The following is a 16,899-nucleotide window of genomic DNA, read 5'->3' on the forward strand; positions in this document are numbered from 1 at the left end:
CCGACGCGTTCACATCAATTGGAGGGAGAGTATCAGACGCCTACTCAGGGAAGGCATCCAACAGGGAGTAGGTTAAAGCTTACCTTCGTCCTCAAAGACTTCGGTCCAATCACGGACAAGACCATCAAGCGCTTCTTGGGCAGTGCCTTCACCAGCGATGACGTAGTTGTGCATGCGTTCTTGCGTCGCAATCAAAAGATCTGCGTAGGCAGGCTCTGCCCAGAAGTCTTTCACAATGGCCATGCTATCAAGGAACGTCTGCGCATAAGGCTGGCTGGTTGCGAAATCAGGCGCTTCGACGACCGCACGTAGCGCGGATGCACCGCCCAGATCCCACCAACGTTGCTGAACCTCAGGTTGAGCAAACCACTGGATGTATTCCAATGCAGCGTCCTGCTTTTCAGAATAGGCAACAACCGAGATGCCCTGACCGCCAAGCTGTGCGAACTGGCCCGCTGGACCAGCTGGGTTCGGGAAGTATCCTGAATTGCCACCCCCAACTGTTTCGTCAGCTTCGACACCAGGCCACACGAATGCAAAGTTCATCTGCATCGCAACCTGACCGGAACGGAAGGCATCAATGTTTTCACCCATATACCAGTTGGACGAGCCCGGAGGTGTACCAACGTCATAGAGCTCTTTGTAGAACTCAAGGCCCGCAACCGCCCCTTCGGAATTTACGAACCCCTCCAGATCATAAGGCTGATCAGGATTTTCATATTCGAAACCGAAGTTATAAAGCGCGTTTGTGACGCCCATCGTAATGCCCTCGGACCCACGCTCTGTGTAGATCGCAGCACCGTAAACAGTCGTGCCGTCGATGTCGCGGCCCTGGAAGAATTCAGCGATGTCTTTCAACTGACCAAGGGTTTCAGGCGCTGCCAGCGCGTAACCGTAGGTGTCCATGAATTCAGTCTGAAGCTCTGGACGCTCAAACCAATCTTTGCGGTAAGTCCAACCAACAACGTCAGCATAAGCAGGCAGCGCGTAGTAGTTCGGAGTGTTCTTTGGCCATTCAGCATAACCGGTTACGGTCGCTGGCAAGAAGTCATCCATGCTAATGCCGTTCGCATCAAAGAAATCGTTCAGCTTTACGTAGTGACCGTTTTCAGCGCCGCCACCGATCCATTGGCTGTCGCCGATCATCAGGTCGCACAATTGCCCGCCCGAGTTCAGCTCGTTCAGCATACGATCCGCAAAACTGGTCCAAGGCACGAACTCGAAGTTCATGGTGTGGCCAGACTGTTCTTCAAAATCTTTGCTTAGTTCGATCAGTGAGTTTGCGGGATCCCAAGCGGCCCAACACAGGGTCAAATCCGTTGCATGGCCATCAGCAAAAGCACCGGTGGCCATCATTGCGCCAGCCGCGGCGTGCATCATCAGTTTCATTTTCATGAATTTATCCTCCCATGGATTATTGCTTGGGCCGACCTTTTCGTCGCGCCCTCTCATGATAACCTTCTTAGTGAGGCACGTGCCTCAAAACAACAAAAGAATGAGACACGTGCCTCACTATTGGGTATATTGCTTGAAGATACGCTTAAGTGCCCTTGCGATTGCAGGCGAACAAAAGCCTGATAAAATAGAAGAAAGACCCATAATGGCGCCGCAAAAACTGATGCTCAGGCCGACAATAAAAGATCTTGTAAAAGTGGCTGGCGTCAGTCGCGCAACTGTCGATCGCGTCCTGAATGGTCGCGATGGCGTGAAGCAAAAGACCGTCGATCGCGTGCAACAGGCCATCAAAGACCTGGGATTCGTTCGTAACTTACAGGCGGCAAATTTGGCGAAATCCCAACGCTACCGCTTTGTCTTTGCCCTGCCACGCTCAGGTGATCAGTTTTTGGAACGCATCGTGCAGCATATCGATGAGGCTGCAGAAATCTTCTCAACCGACCATGTCTTTTGCGACGTAAGGCATATCGATGAAAATAATCCGCACAGCATTTCAGACTTTTTGGATAGCCTGTCACCGCATGAGGTGACTGGCGTCGCTATTATGTCGCCAGAAACCCCACAGGTGCGCGACGCGATTTCACGTGTTCAAGATCGCGGCATCGCAGCGCTGCCCTTTATCTCGAACCAAACGATGATGGATGCTGACTGGGTGGGCATCAACAACCGCGCCGCCGGGGCAACCGCGGCCCTTCTACTTGGGCAATTCATTGGGCCACAAGAGGGGTCCATCATGGTGATTGCGGAAAGCATGCAATCGCGTGACAGCCTCGAGCGCCGTCTGGGCTTTGATGAAGAAATAAACGCCGAATTCGACCAGTTGCGCGTCCTTCCCTCACTTGAGACTTATGGCAATGAAGCCCGTGCACGCGAGATTATTGCTGCCAGCCTCGCGAACAACGCTGACACAGTCGGCATTTACGTCATGGCAACCGAGGCACGGAAACCACTCACCATCCTTCAGGATCTGGACATCGACCCATCGATTATCAAAATCGCGCATGAACGCACGCCTTATACGGAACATGCTTTACGTGCTCAAACGCTGGACGGCGTCATAGCACAAGATGCCGGGCATATTGTCCGGAGTGCAATTCGCAGGTTGAAGGGAAATGTAGATCAACGGCGCACAGTTGGATCGCAAGAAAATATCCGGATTGACATATTGCTCCGGACTAATATTTGAGTATCATTGAAGAGTTGAACCATAAGGCCCAAACGTCCAAATACGAGCTTATACGAATTTGAGCAGAGCCTTTTCAAACAGAAAATGCCCGACTTGGGACGTTCTGGAAACAGGTGGCGATGCATCCAGCAACAAACAATTTATGTGATCATGTGGCCATTGTCCGCTTTGGCCGACTGGCCCTCATCCCTTCGCGATTGCAGCGAAAGTCCGGTTTCCTGAAGGTTTTTCGATGCGGGCCGCTGCGCGACGTTTGTTGCTGGATCGGTGTCGGCCCACGTTGACAAACCTCGGAAGGAGGAAGCTGCGGGGGCTTGGTTGGAGCTATGGGGAAAGCACTGATCGGCGGCTGACCGAACCTAATTTTCGTAGATACAGCAGAGGCCAGTGGTGGCGCTCAAAACCATGCGCCGCGGTGATATCGGGGTCGTTGACGAGCTGCCTCGGCAGACTTTCTGTGTTTTGCCGTGCTTGGCACGAGACGACGCTTTCCCGGAATGCTGCGCAGATCGGAGCCGATGTTGACCAATTTGACGGGCACTTCATCTTGCTGCCTACTCCTTTGGTGGGGCACGACATTGGGGTTTCTGACCACGGCGGAAGGTCTCAATAATGCGCATTGCTCCACCGCAGTCTGGACAAGGTTCTCGTAACGTTAACGGGATGATATCGGCGCTTGGCGGATCGTCGGGCTTTGCGATTTCTGCCCTGAGCAAGGTGCGGATCTTAGCGAGATTGACCTTGCGGGTTGCGCTGACCAGCAGGCCATAATGCCGGATGCGGTGGAAGCCGTCAGGCAGTGTATGGATCAGGAAACGGCGGATGAACTCGTCTGTGGCTAGGCGCATTGTAGTCTGTTGTTCGCCGGTCTTGATCCGGTAATTCTTCCAGCGGAAAGCGACCGTCTCAGCATCCGCGCTGATCAGGCGGCTGTTAGAAATCGCCACGCGGTGCGTATATCGGCTGAGATAGGCGAGCACCGCCTCGGGTCCTCCGAAGGGCGGTTTGGCATAGACCACCCATTCTGATTTGCGTAACGGAGCCAGCCATGTGGTGAAGGTGTCGGGGTTCGCCAGACTGGTGTGGTCACCAAAGAAGGCAAGTTTGCCCGCGCGATGTAAGGCCAGAAGCCCCTCAGTAAACAAGCGTCGGAACAGTCGAGACAGTACACGCACGTGCAGAAAGAACCCCGGCTTGCACGCGACCCACCTCTTGCCGTCTTTTGACAATCCGCCACCGGGAATGACCATGTGGATGTGTGGGTGATGTGTCAGCGCCGAGCCCCAAGTATGTAGAACGCTGGTTAGACCGATGCGTGCGCCAAGTCGCTTGGGATCGGCGGCGATGGTCGTGACGGTCTGCGCAGATGCTTTGAATAAAAGTCCATAAATAGCTTTCTTATTCCAATATGCGATGCGGGCGATCTCAGCAGGCAGGGTGAAGACGACGTGGAAGTATTCCACTGGCAGCAGATCGTCGGCGCGTGCGGCCATCCAGTCGCGCGCGGCAGGACCCTGACATTTGGGACAGTGCCGGTTTTTGCAGGAGTTGTAGGCGATGTGCTGATGATTGCATTCGCTACATGCCGCCACATGCCCGCCGAGCGCCTCGGTTCGGCAAGCCTCAATCGCTGACATAACCTTGAGCTGTGCCAGGCTAACATGCCCCGCATTGGCCCACCGCCACGTGGGGCCATGGGAGCGGAAAATGTCAGCGATCTCCAGCTTGTGCCGGGTCTCCAACCTCGGGTGCTACTCGAGCCCCCGTCGTAGCGTGCGATCTTGCAATTGCTTGAGCCCCTCGAACGGGCTGACCGTATTGCGGATCGTTTTGGTGGCAACGTGGGTGTAGCGGGCCGTGGTGCTCAGTTTTGAATGCCCAAGCAAAACCTGGATTACACGAACGTCCGTTCCAGCCTCCAGAAGGTGGGTCGCAAAGCTGTGCCGCAGAGTATGCAGCGTCACGGGTTTGTTGATACCAGCCATATGTTTGGCGGATGTAAAGGCGCGGTTCAGTTGGCGCGGGGACAACGGGTTGATCTTTGGTTTGCCGGGAAACAGCCACCCCTCAGGACGTGCCTCAAGCCAGTACTCACGCAGCAGGTCAAGCAGCCCCGGCGACAGCATGGCCTTGCGATCTTTACCATTCTTACCCTCATCTACATGGATCAGCATCCGGCCACTGTCGATGTCCACCACTTTGAGATGGCAGACTTCTGAAGCCCGTAGTCCTGCGCCATAGGAGATACCGAGTGCCGCACGATATGTGAGACCTGGTCCAGGCACCGCCGCCAGCAGATCACCAATTTCCTCGACGCTCAGAACAACAGGCAGCCTCCTCGGTTTGCGTCGGAACTGCATGTATCGTTTCATCTCTTCGCGCCCGCAGGTCACACCGAAGAATAACCGCAGCGACACAATCCGGGTATTGAAGGTCGACGTCGTCACCTCGGTGTCCGTCATGTGAAGCTGATAAGCCCTGAGTTCGTCAGGTGTCGCCGTATCCGGCGAGCGACCAAGAAATGTCGCAAAATGTTTGATCGCACGGATGTGACCCTTCTGGGTTGTCTCACCAATCGCGCGGATACGCATATCTTCAATCATCCGCTGGCGCAGCGCCGTTGTCTTCTCTTCCTTCATGGCAACCTCCTGTTTGTGGATTGAGAAAGCCCCAATCGTCAAACAGATTTGCCAAATCACAAAACCAAAAGTTCAGGTCAGCATGCAACCACAGCAACAAGCGCAATTGCCGCGAGAGCGGCTTAGTCCTCCCGCCCATCATGTCAAATGCTGCAACTGCAAACACGCCCTCTCTCAGGACAACTCGACCTGTACCCAGCTTTATGCAAGATATAGTGGCCCACTACAATTTCTATACAGGATTTTGCCTTTCGTGCTTTGCCTCTCCTCCATCGCAGCACTTTTATTAGCGCAGGAACAGCGCGGGGGATGACGCAACAGGGTGACAGCCAGACAGAGGTGCTTGCGGGCCTCGTGGAACGGGTGACGTTTCACAGCCAGGAATCCGGGTTTTGCGTCTTACGGCTAAAGGCCCGAGGGCATCGCGATCTTGTCACCACAGTAGGCCATGCTGCCATGATATCGGCAGGGGAATGGGTCACGGCTTCGGGCGTGTGGATCAATGACCGCACGCACGGGCTTCAGTTCAAGGCGCAGTTTCTGCGCACCTCTGCGCCCTCCAGTATCGAGGGGATCGAGAAATACCTCGGTTCCGGCATGATCCGTGGCATCGGCCCGGTCTACGCTAAACGGCTGGTGAAGATGTTCGGCAAGGATGTGTTCGACATCATCGAAGCCACGCCGGAGCGCCTACGCGAGGTCGAGGGCATTGGCCCCAAGCGCGCGGACAAAATCACCGCCGGGTGGGCCGATCAAAAGGTCATCCGCGAGATCATGGTCTTCTTGCACCAGTACGGCGTGGGCACCGCGCGCGCGGTGCGGATCTTCAAAACCTACGGCACCGATGCGGTGCAGGTGATGAGCGAGAACCCCTACCAGCTGGCAAAGGACATCCGGGGCATCGGGTTTCGGACGGCTGACATGATCGCGGAAAAGCTCGGGATCGAGAAGACCGCGATGATACGCGTGCGCGCGGGAATTTCTTTTGCGCTGAGCGAAGCGATGGGCAATGGCCATTGCGGCCTGCCACACGCGGACCTGATCGGACTTGCGGGCAAATTGCTTGAGGTGCCCACCGACCTGATTGATAGCGCGCTGCACGAAGAATTGGCCGATGAGACGGTGACGGCCGATACCGTGGGCGACGCCGACTGCATTTTCCTGACCGGACTCTATAGGGCCGAGCGCAGTATCGCCGAACAGCTCAAGCGCATCCAGCATGGTGCGTTGCCTTGGCCTGTGATCGACGCTGACAAAGCGCTGCCCTGGATCGAGCAAAAAACCGGCCTCACCCTTGCTGAAAGCCAGGCCGAGGCCGTTCGCACTGCGCTGCAGTCCAAAACCATGGTGATCACCGGTGGCCCCGGAGTGGGGAAAACCACCATCGTCAACTCGATCCTGCGCATCCTAGCTGCGAAATCCGTCAAACTGCTGCTCTGTGCACCCACGGGCCGGGCGGCTAAGCGCATGACCGAAGCCACGGGCATGGAGGCCAAGACCATCCACCGGCTGCTGGAATTCGATCCGAAGGCCTTCGGTTTCAAACGCGGCGAGGAAAACCCGCTCGACTGCGATTTGCTGGTGATTGACGAAAGCTCGATGGTGGACGTGTTGCTGATGCAATCGCTGTTGAAGGCCGTGCCGAGCACCGCAGCGCTCTTGATCGTGGGTGATATCGACCAGCTGCCATCTGTGGGCCCGGGACAAGTGCTCGCCGACATCATCGGCTCTGGCACTGTGCCGGTAATGCGCCTGACAGAAGTGTTTCGCCAAGCCGCGCAGAGCAAGATCATCACCACGGCCCATGCAATCAACGCGGGCCGCATGCCTGACCTCGCGCCGCCTGAGGCACAGGCAGATTTCTATTTCTTGCCCGCAGGCGATCCCGAACAGGCCGTGACACGGATTGTCAAACTGGTCGCAAAGCGCATCCCCCAACGCTTTGGGTTTGACCCGATCAAAGACATTCAGGTCCTCTGCCCGATGAACCGTGGCGGCGTGGGCGCGCGGTCGCTCAACATCGAATTGCAGGCAGCGCTGAACCCCGCAGGTGATAAAAAGGTGGAACGCTTCGGCTGGACATTTGCGCCCGGCGACAAGGTTATGCAGATCGAAAACGACTACGACAAAGACGTCTACAATGGCGACATTGGCATGATCACAGACATCGACATGGACGAAGGCGAGCTGGCCGTCAATTTTGAGGGCCGCACAGTCAGCTTCGTCTTTGGTGAGCTGGACACGCTGGTCCCTGCCTATGCGGCCACGATCCACAAAAGCCAAGGGTCGGAATATCCGGTGGTGGTGATCCCGGTCATGACCCAGCACTACGCCATGCTGCAGCGTAACCTGATCTATACCGGCGTCACGCGCGGCAAGAAGCTGGTCGTGCTGGTGGGGCAAAAGAAGGCCGTGGCCATCGCCGTCAAGAACGTGTCCGGTCGGAGGCGGTGGTCAAAGCTGGACGAGTGGCTGGCAGCGCAGTCCCCTCGCCTCACCCGCGCGTCGCTGCCCCCATGAACTGATCCAAACGCTCTGCGCCAGCCCTGTAGGCCTCTGCATCAGGCGTTGCATCTGTCTGCTCCGGCGCAGAAGCAGCCTCCATCGCGTCGATCTCGGCGCGCCGTTTCGCGCCGGATTTCGCCTTTTTCTGCTCAGGTGGCTCTGGTTGCGCCTTGGGGAATTCCAGCGCGCCAACTTTCGCCTCCAATACTTTAATCTGACCCTGAAGTCCGCGGACCTGATCACCTGCGGAGGGGTACGGCAGCGGACCGGTCTGCTTGTCGTGGATCGCTTTGAAGAAGCGATCATCGTAATACTTGATCCGCTTGGCGCGCACTGGCATCTGAGCGTCGACTACCATGATGATGTCGCCCAGATCCATGCGGCGGGCTTCGTCCTCGGGCAGCAGCGGTGTTTCCTCGGTGCGCTCGGACATGCTGCGCCCGGCAAACGGATTGCGGCCGATGGCCCGAGACCGGGTAACGACGCGTTTCGTGGTTTTGCCCACGGCCTTGCTGAGCTCCTCAATTGTCTTTTCATCCGACGGCGTAAGGTAGAGCTTGATACCGGCGTTGCCCTGCAGCGCGCGGCGGGCGTTTTCGCCATAGATTTCATCAAGGGCGGGGATTGTCTGGGTCACAATTGCGAGGTTGGCGCGGTAAGACCGCAGGGCCTCGATACTGTCGAGCACGATGGGCATTTTGCCCAAGCGGTTGAACTCGTCGAGCATGATCATCACCGGCCAGGGCTCGTCCTCTCCCGGTTCATGGTCCTGCAGCGCAGCCAGCAGATCAGAAAAGAAGAGCCGGATCAGCGGCGCAAGCGGTTTCACCATCAGCGGCTCGACCACCAGATAGACGCTGATGGGCGTCTTGCGGATCTCGCGGAAATCGAAGTCCGAGGTCGCGGTTGCGCGATCAATGGCCGGGTTGGCCCATTGTTTGAGCCCCGAGGTCATCAGCAACGACAGATACGAGGTCAGCGTGTCGTTGTTGGTCGAGGCCATGCGCATGAAGATCAGCTTGGCGGCCGGGTTTTCCACCTCATCAGCGCGGCGGCGGTATTCCTTTTGCTTGTCGCCACCCGAGGCCGTGATGCGGTAGATTTCGCCAATGGCCGGTCGCTTACGCTCGAAGGCCAGAAGCCCCGCCGCAACAAAGAGGTCGATCCCGCCGTCGAGCAGCCCCTGCACCCGGTCGCTGTCAGCCTGCAAAAACAGCGAGGCGAGGAGCTGCAGCTCCATTTGCTGGCGGTCGACATTCTCCAGCGACGCGATGCGCAGCAGCGGGTTGTAGCGGTGTGACCGACCGTCGTTCCAGTCGGTGGGCGCGAAACGGAAGACGGCGTCACCCTGACTGGCACGGTGGCGCGCCGTAGCCTCGAAGTTCTCGCCTTTGACGTCGAGCACGACGGTGCTGCCCTGATAGGTCAGCAGGTTCGGAATTACGAAGCCAGTGGTTTTGCCGCGGCCCGTGGGCGCGACGATCAAGGCGTGCGGAAACACCGTGGACATCAGAAACGGCATCGAACGGTTTGGCAGGCCGGTCTTGCCGAGAATAAAACCTTTGCCCGGATCGCCCAAAAAGCCATTGCGCTTCATCTCGCTGCGCGTCTGCCAGTGGGTCTCGCCGAAGCGGGTCAGCAGGTCATTCATCAGGATTGCGCTCAGGAGGAGCCCGGCGGCGGTGCTGATCCCGACAATCAGATGTACGATGGTCATATCGCCGGGGTTGGTGATCCGCAGATCCGCATAGTCGCGCGCGAGGGTCAGGAAGTCGATCTCGGCGGTGGGGCCGAACCAGCGAAAGCTGACAAAGGCCGAGGCCAGCGCATAGCCAAAAGCAGCGCCAAGCAGTGCAAAGCTCAGCACACCAATCGCAATCCGTCCCTTACCCATGGGTCATACCTCCTTCGCCATCTGTGTCAGAATGTCGGGCCCGCTGGACGTCGATTTCCTCATTGGCAATCTCGTCCAGGACATGTTCCATCGCGATGCTGCTTGCGAGGCTTGCATCGCTTTGCAGGTAGGCCTTGGCCATGTAGAGCCGATCCAACCGGTCCTCGAGCACGTCATCCAGTGCGGCTTCGTCACCGATGGTCAGGTCGATCGTGTTCTCTTCGCCGATCAATTCCGTGACCTCGGCGCGCAATTGATCCCGCGCGGCATCATCCCGGAACGGGTCGACGGTTGGATCCTCCCGCATGCGCGTCAGGACGTCGGCCATAGTGGGTGGTAGACCCTCGATGTCTGCATCGCGCGCCGCGCGATCCACGACATCATCAACCGCGCCGCTGTCGCGCAGCACTTCTGCTTCGGCCAACACGCGGCCAAGATCGCCATGAACTGCATCCAGCCGGTCGATGGCCTGCTCCAACTCATCGGCACGATTGAGATTGAAGCCCTCAGTCTGCGCGATGGCTTTGAGATCCTGGCTCAGCCATTGTCGTTCCAGAGCGGCATTCTCAGCACCCAGCTCAACCCTTGCAGCTACCTGGCGCGCGTCGATCCCAGTGCCCTCGAGTGCGCGTTCCAGGCGCTCAGCCAACTCTGGTGTCTCAAGCCGCGCAAGGACGTCCCGGTCGATATTTGCGGCCGAGTAAACCCCACTCGCTGACGGCTCTTCCAGCAAGCTGCGAGATTGGGTGCCAAGCGGGCTGAGATGCGAGATGTCGCGGTAGATATCATTGAGCTGATGTTCAAGCGCAACGCGCCGGTCCGGCGGGGCCTCGGACACTACCGCTTCCGCTTGCTCGATCTTGGCGTGGAACGCGTCCACGACCTCATCAAAAGACTGCTGCCCATCCGCCATACCGTACACCTTTCCATCTGCTGTGATTGATCCGCCTTGCCCCAAAAGGGTCGCCGCGCGGTCCAAGGCCGCCGCGATATCGTTATGGGTTTCGCGCGAGGCCTCCGCGGCAAGACCGCGATAGAGCCGTGCATGCCCAGCAAACTCCGCCAACGCGCGGTCCAACTCCGGGCCGATACGCTGGCGCTCGGGTGGAGTGGCGCCATTCTCCACCGCCTGACGCACATCGGCGTCGGTGGGCGCCTTGGTCACTACGCCGCGCTCGACCCGCCGTGTCGCCTCTAGCCGCAAACCGTAACGGTCGCCCACCTCCACCATCGCCTCGCGGAACGCGTCATAGTTGAAGTGGTGGTCCTGCTTAAGGAAGAACAGCTCGCCATCCTTGCTGCGCCGGTTCAGTACGATATGCGCATGCGGATGATCCCGGTCCTCATGGACGGCGGCTATGTAGTCAAAGTGGCTGCCGTCACCCTGGAAAAACCGCTCGCAAATCTCGCGGGTAATGTCGGCAACATCTTCGCCGCGGGTGCCAATCGGATAGGCCATCAGCAGATGTGAGGTATGCCCAAGCTTGGGGTTGAACCGCTCGTCCCATTGCGCGGCAAAGCGGCGGGTCACTTGCTCGACTTCCTTGGCCGTGAGCCGATCCTGCCCGTCATAGGTGCCGCGGCTGTCGATGATCGTGGTGGACTTCGAGGTCAGATATTCCAGTTGGTTGCGCAGCTGCGCACGGCTATGGGTGCCCCCGCCACGGATTGGTTTGAAGATCGCGGGCGAGTGGCCCATGGCCGCGCGTACCATCTGCTTTTGCCGCGCCCGGGGCGCGCTGCCGCTGATCCGGCTCCAGTCGCGATCAAAGAAGGCGTCATGTGCCGCCGCCACCGCATTACTCCGGGCCATCGATCTCTCCCTTCAACACGCGGGCGACCTCGGCCGAGAGCGCGCTGCGCCGTCGCTGCGCCATATCCTGAACCTGGTCCGCGATATCAAACACCAGTGCGCCGAGGGCGCGCACCTGGGTATGGGCGCTGTTGCCATAGGGCGGGGTCTTGCCGCGCTGCTTGGCCTCGTTCAGCCGCTGCGCGATCTGGTTGACGTTGTTGCCCGCACGGTTCAGCGCGGCCGATAGCCCGCGCATCTCCGAGGCCAGATCATCGTCTGGCACAAAGAGGTCGCTCGCCGCATGGATAAGCCGTCGCAACGCGTCCGCTCGGCTGTGGATCTCGCGCCGGGCCAGCACCGCATCAAACGTCGCCAGCTCCTTGGGTGTCAGCCGGACATTGACCACCTCTGTGCGCACGCGTCCGTCGATCTTGCGATCCTGATCAGCGCGTAGCGTGTAGTGGATGGTGCGCGTCGTGACGCCGAACTCCCGTGCCAGATCAGCAACCGGCACGCCCTCAGAGCGCTTGCGCGTGATGGCAAAACGCTGCGCCTGGCTGAGCCGATTCATCGATTTGGCGCGGGGTGCGGCCATGTGAAGTAATCATCCCTATTTCTTGCCACTCTCATACGAGGCCGCTCCGTTATGACGCAGCGTCATAATTAATACAAGATTATAATCTTGTATTAACGGCCTCGTATTCCGTTTGGAGCAGCCGGAAGCTGCGACGGCCGGGCAAAGCGCGGCCTCATACGCAAGGCATGGCACAACTCAATCGTGGTGCCATGCCTCAGCGTCGCCCAGCAATTGCAGTGCAGTTGCATGGGCCGCGCCTTTGGCGCTTTCAAAAGTTGGATGGTCTGGCAGTTCATGCAGATCAAAAGGCGTGAGAATGTCATCTCGCTTGGCCCCTCGGGCACCGGCAAGACCCATGTCGCCTTGGGCCTTGGCCTATCAGCATGCCAGAAAGGCATGTCCGTTGGATTTTTCACCGCCGCCGCACTCGTCCATGAGCTGATGGAGGCCAGAGACGAACGCAGACTGCTACGGCTTCAAAAGCAGATGGTGGGTTACAAGCTGCTGATCATCGACGAGTTGGGCTTTGTGCCACTGAGCAAAACCGGCGCTGAGCTGCTGTTTGAATTGATCTCCCAACGCTACGAGCGCGGATCCACGCTAATCACAAGCAACCTGCCATTCGACGAATGGACAGAAACATTTGGGTCAGAACGCCTGACAGGCGCACTCCTCGACCGCCTGACCCACCACGTCAACATCCTAGAGATGAATGGCGAAAGCTACCGCCTTGGTCAGAGTAAGGCGCGTCAGGCAACGCCCAAAACCTGAACCTCAATCAGCATAGATTGGCCCTGACGGGCCAAAGCATCCGGGCAAACGCCAGCTATATGACAAGCGCAGCTGCCCGGATGCTGGCGCTCGTCTATACGCTGATTGTCCCAACCCCAAAGTGGCAACATTTTGCGCTGACCTTTGGCTCACTTTTACTCTGCCGTTGACACCTTGAGGCCACGCGCAGCTAATGTCTTCATCGAACCCAAAGCACCGGATGCTGCAAGTTTAACAAACGACCACTTTTACGATCAAACCTAAAAGCGTGGGTCTGTCTCTATACAGAAGGACTTCGCTAAATAGGCTGCTTCCTTTCAGGGACAGCCCGCTACTCTTTAGGACAGCCTAACCAAACACGGCGTTGTCATCCTGTTTGATTGCAACAATTATAGATCGCGCCAAGACTCCATCCCCATCGGGGAATGGGGCGCTGGGGTGCTGATTGCCTACAAACGCTGTGCGACGGTTCGATGACCATGTGATCACCGTGATTCCGGACCCCTTTGGTCCTGCCATAAAGCGGTGGATGTCACCCGTTACCGGATATGCGCGCATTTTCAAATTGGAAGTGGCACTTGGATGAGGTGTTCGTGGAGATTAACGGCGAACGCACACCTTTAGCAGGCTGTGGATCACGAAGGAGAAGTCCCAAAAAGCTTCGTCACAAAGCGCCGTGATCACAAGGCAGCCTTTAAATTCCTGAGGAACCATGGTCGCGCAGATATCTTCGTCCCCAAAAAGCTACGTTCCTATGGTGCGGTGATGAAGGTGATCGGCAATGTGGACAAACAGGAAACCGGCCGCCGGCTCAACAATCGAGCCGAGAACTCACACCAGCCATTTTGACGAAGAGAGCGGGCCATGCTTCGATTTAGGCGGATGCGAACTTTACAGAAATTCGTTGCCGTCCACGCTTCTGTTCACAACCATTTCAACGCAGAGCGCCATCTCTACAACCGATCAAATTTCAAGCTGAACAGCGCCGCCACTCTTACCGAGTGGCGCGGTCTTGGCGTAGCCTAACGGATTGAGGTTGCCGGAAAAATGAGACTGGTTCACTTTTATCTGACAGCACCACATGAACAGAAAAAACGATGCATCTTAGCCAAGCCGCAAAGCTGTCCTAAAAAGCAGGACCACTTCAGAAATCATACCCTAGAACTTTGACAAACAGTCCTGAAACTGCTTCCGTTCCATCTGAATAATGACACAATAGATCATGTGCTAAACTGAAGCAGGAGACCTTATTATGCGGATACTAATCATTGGTGCCAGTAAGGGCATTGGCTTGGAGACGACCCGCCAGTCGCTCGCCGCTGGATACGATGTGCGAGGGTTGGCAAGATCTGCTTCATCGATAAACCTTCATGATGCAAGATTGGAGAAAGTGCAGGGCGACGCTCTGAACCAACACGATGTGGAAGCTGCACTTGTTGGGGTTGATGCGGTCATTTTAACGCTTGGCGTCGGCTTGGGTGAACTCATCAAACCTGTGCAGCTGTTTTCAGACGCAACGCGCGTGCTAATCTCGGCCATGAAAGACCAAGCTGTCAATCGTCTCATTTGCGTCACTGGCTTTGGGGCTGGCGATAGCCACGCGAGCATTGGTCTCCTCCAACGTGTCCCGTTTCAAATCGTTTTTGGCCGTGCCTACGACGACAAGAGCCGTCAGGAGATGCAGATCAAGGAAAGTGGGTTTCAATGGACGATCGTTCGTCCAGGTGTACTTTCAAATGGACCACAAACAGGGCGCTACAAGGTTCTACGCAAACCGTCAGAGTGGCGGAATGGGATTATTTCGCGATCCAACGTGGCAGACTTTCTTGTTAAACAGATCGAAGATCAAACATTCATCGGTGGCGCACCTGTATTGGTCAATTAACAGCTTTCACTCCAACAGATGTCAGCAAAGCAAGTCATGCGCCAATTCCAACGCGTCGATCAGGACATCAACCTCTGCATTGGTATTATACAGTCCGAAAGATGCGCGGCAGGTAGCTGTAAGCCCCAAATGCTCCATCAATGGCCCAGTACAATGCTGGCCTGCACGCACCGCAACCCCCTTTTTATCCAAGATGGTCGAAATGTCATGAGCATGGGCAGCACCCTGCATTGAAAAGGAAAAAATTGGGGCTTTATCAGGCGTCGTCCCTTGCACCGTGATCCAGTTCAAACCGTCGAGACGAGTGCGGGCGTAGTCGCGCAGCTGCTTCTCATGGGCGGCGATGTTTGCCATGCCTAGCCCTGTCATATAATCCAGCGCCACACCCAAGCCAATGGTCTGCACAATGCCGGGGGTACCAGCCTCGAATTTCATCGGTGGATTGTTGTAGATTACAGTATCGCGCGTCACCTCACGGATCATATCACCACCGCCCATAAAAGGCCGCATCTCGGCCATCCGGTCTTGATGGACATAAATTGCCCCCGACCCTGAAGGACCATAGAGCTTGTGACCAGTGACAGCGTAGAAATCGCAACCGATCTGCTGCACGTTGATCGGCATGTGAACTGCAGCCTGGCTTCCATCAACCAAAACGGGCACGCCATACGCCCGCGCACCCGCACAAATTGCCGCCACATCCACCAGAGTGCCCAGAACGTTTGAGCAGTGCGTGACCGCGATCAGCTTTGTCCGCGGTGTGATCGCCGCAAGCACTTTTTCTGGGTCCAGCGCTCCGGTACTGTCCACATCTACCCATTTGATCACTACGCCTTGCCGTTCACGTAGAAAATGCCACGGCACGATGTTCGCGTGGTGTTCCATAATGCTGAGGATGATCTCATCGCCTGCCTGCATGCGGGGCATCGCCCAGCCATAGGCGACCATATTTATGCCTTCAGTAGCGCCCGAGTTGAGAATGATCTCGTTCTCGCGGGCAGCGCCCAAAAACTGCGCAACGATGCCCCGCACGCGCTCGTAATTGTCGGTCGCCAGATTGGAAAGGTAATGCAATCCACGATGCACGTTGGCGTATTCCTGAGAATAGGCTTGCGACATTGCATCAATAACGACCTGCGGCTTTTGGGCCGAGGCGCCGTTATCTAAATAAACCAACGGCTTGCCATTCACGTGACGCGACAAGATCGGAAAATCCCTTCGGACCATTTCTAAATCAAGCATGGCTACACTTCCCTATAAAGAATTTCTGATCGACGACCGCAGCCTCGACCCTTGGAGTTGCTCGGTCGCACACGGGCACTCCCCATTTTGCGGCTGCTATGCCCCGCATTTAGGAATGCACGCCTTTAGCGATCTGGTTGGCAAAGTGATGGTTGGTGTCGCGGTGATGCGCCTCATCTGCACGCACTACGACAACCACATCGCGCAGGCGCGCATCTGACGGAAGTTTCCAGTAATTGATCGCAATCTGGGGTGCCGCAACGTTTTCGACCCGACCGGCGTCAATCTCTTCAAGGTAGTGACTGTAGCTGATCACCGCCTCTTCCTCTAGATAACCCACCACCCGGTGTGCGGTTTTAGGGGCCAGCAGATAGAGAAAGAAATACAGGTTATAGAATACCGCCTGCGCCACCATGATCAACGTGCGTTCAAACCGACTGGGCTGTGCGATCTGGATAAAGGTCATCAGGTGCATGCGCTCATTGTCTGCTTCTTCGATCAGCTCCTTGATCCAGCCCTGATCGTCGCGAATGTGCCGAATGGCACGCAGGTGCTGTAACAGACCACCGACCATACCCGGAACCGCTGCAACAGTTTCCAGCACCACAGCGCGATGCCCATAACGGTTTGCGAAAAACCTATCTGCGAAAAACCGCATCGTCTTTACCACGCGCAAAGCCGCGCGGTCGTTCATGCTGTGTGGTACATGGTGCACTTGCAGCAAGTCAGGTTCAAATTCTTTACTGTGTTTCATGTTATGTCCAGGAAGGTTGAATATTGGATATGTAATCTTGCGCCCACCCATTTCACCGGCACAGACCTGTGGCACAACAGCCTGTTAGTTTGTGCGTCATCACAGAAAAAATAGTGACTTTTTCTGTGATGACGAGTACTTCGAAACGAAATGCCCGAACCGTGCATACCCTTTAGCCAGAAGCCTTCATTCAAGT

Annotated in this window: 11 protein-coding genes and 2 pseudogenes; 5 read left to right on the forward strand and 8 right to left on the reverse strand. The window is 56.8% G+C overall.

The features are described from left to right. Nucleotides 1-72: 72 nt before the first annotated feature. Complete coding sequence (locus OA238_RS16100) at nt 73-1,395, reverse strand: ABC transporter substrate-binding protein (RefSeq protein WP_044038412.1); 1,323 nt, start codon at nt 1,393-1,395, stop codon at nt 73-75. A gap of 79 nt (nt 1,396-1,474) precedes the next feature. Here OA238_RS16100 and OA238_RS16105 point away from each other — a divergent pair, with 79 nt between their 5' ends. Continuing rightward, nucleotides 1,475-2,641, forward strand: coding sequence for a LacI family DNA-binding transcriptional regulator (locus OA238_RS16105; RefSeq protein WP_245581331.1), 1,167 nt, complete (start codon nt 1,475-1,477; stop codon nt 2,639-2,641). Nucleotides 2,642-3,195: 554 nt separating this feature from the next. On the opposite strand, the gene OA238_RS16110 is transcribed toward OA238_RS16105, so the two are convergent. Then, nucleotides 3,196-4,383, reverse strand: a complete 1,188-nt coding sequence (locus OA238_RS16110; protein ID WP_015495987.1) for an IS91 family transposase — start codon at nt 4,381-4,383, stop codon at nt 3,196-3,198. Between the two features lie 9 nt (nt 4,384-4,392). Next, nucleotides 4,393-5,280, reverse strand: a complete 888-nt coding sequence (locus OA238_RS16115; protein WP_015495988.1) for a tyrosine-type recombinase/integrase — start codon at nt 5,278-5,280, stop codon at nt 4,393-4,395. A gap of 309 nt (nt 5,281-5,589) precedes the next feature. On the opposite strand from OA238_RS16115, the gene recD2 reads away from it, so the two are divergent. Further along, on the forward strand, nt 5,590-7,800 hold the full coding sequence (gene recD2, locus OA238_RS16120) for an SF1B family DNA helicase RecD2 (RefSeq protein WP_015495989.1): 2,211 nt from the start codon (nt 5,590-5,592) through the stop codon (nt 7,798-7,800). On the opposite strand, the gene OA238_RS16125 is transcribed toward recD2, so the two are convergent. The 3 genes from OA238_RS16125 to mobC are packed head-to-tail and all read right to left on the reverse strand — an operon-like array spanning nt 7,775 to nt 12,069. Then, complete coding sequence (locus OA238_RS16125) at nt 7,775-9,679, reverse strand: type IV secretory system conjugative DNA transfer family protein (protein ID WP_015495990.1); 1,905 nt, start codon at nt 9,677-9,679, stop codon at nt 7,775-7,777. The genes recD2 and OA238_RS16125 overlap by 26 nt on opposite strands. Then, nucleotides 9,672-11,492 (reverse strand): relaxase/mobilization nuclease domain-containing protein, encoded by a 1,821-nt coding sequence (locus OA238_RS16130; protein WP_015495991.1) that lies wholly within the window; start codon nt 11,490-11,492, stop codon nt 9,672-9,674. The genes OA238_RS16125 and OA238_RS16130 overlap by 8 nt, the downstream gene beginning before the upstream one ends. Then, on the reverse strand, nt 11,479-12,069 hold the full coding sequence (mobC, locus tag OA238_RS16135) for a plasmid mobilization relaxosome protein MobC (protein WP_015495992.1): 591 nt from the start codon (nt 12,067-12,069) through the stop codon (nt 11,479-11,481). Before mobC ends, OA238_RS16130 begins: the two co-directional genes overlap by 14 nt. 282 nt (nt 12,070-12,351) lie before the next feature. On the opposite strand from mobC, the pseudogene istB reads away from it, so the two are divergent. The 3 genes and pseudogenes from istB to OA238_RS16150 form a co-directional block, all read left to right on the forward strand. Next, nucleotides 12,352-12,822 (forward strand): annotated as a pseudogene (gene istB, locus OA238_RS16140) (IS21-like element helper ATPase IstB); the annotation flags it as partial. 548 nt (nt 12,823-13,370) lie between these two features. Beyond that, nucleotides 13,371-13,848, forward strand: a pseudogene (locus OA238_RS16145) (DDE-type integrase/transposase/recombinase); the annotation flags it as partial. Between the two features lie 226 nt (nt 13,849-14,074). Continuing rightward, nucleotides 14,075-14,707 carry an NAD(P)-dependent oxidoreductase gene (locus OA238_RS16150; RefSeq protein WP_015495994.1) on the forward strand — a complete coding sequence of 211 codons (633 nt, stop codon included), beginning with the start codon at nt 14,075-14,077 and terminating at the stop codon, nt 14,705-14,707. Between the two features lie 21 nt (nt 14,708-14,728). On the opposite strand, the gene OA238_RS16155 is transcribed toward OA238_RS16150, so the two are convergent. Beyond that, nucleotides 14,729-15,949: a cysteine desulfurase gene (locus OA238_RS16155; protein ID WP_015495995.1), complete on the reverse strand. Its 1,221-nt coding sequence runs from the start codon at nt 15,947-15,949 to the stop codon at nt 14,729-14,731. Between the two features lie 109 nt (nt 15,950-16,058). Then, nucleotides 16,059-16,703, reverse strand: a complete 645-nt coding sequence (locus OA238_RS16160) for an alternative oxidase (protein WP_044038415.1) — start codon at nt 16,701-16,703, stop codon at nt 16,059-16,061. Between the last annotated feature and the right edge of the window lie 196 nt (nt 16,704-16,899).

This window comes from Octadecabacter arcticus 238 (assembly GCF_000155735.2).
Taxonomy (GTDB): Bacteria; Pseudomonadota; Alphaproteobacteria; order Rhodobacterales; family Rhodobacteraceae; genus Octadecabacter; species Octadecabacter arcticus.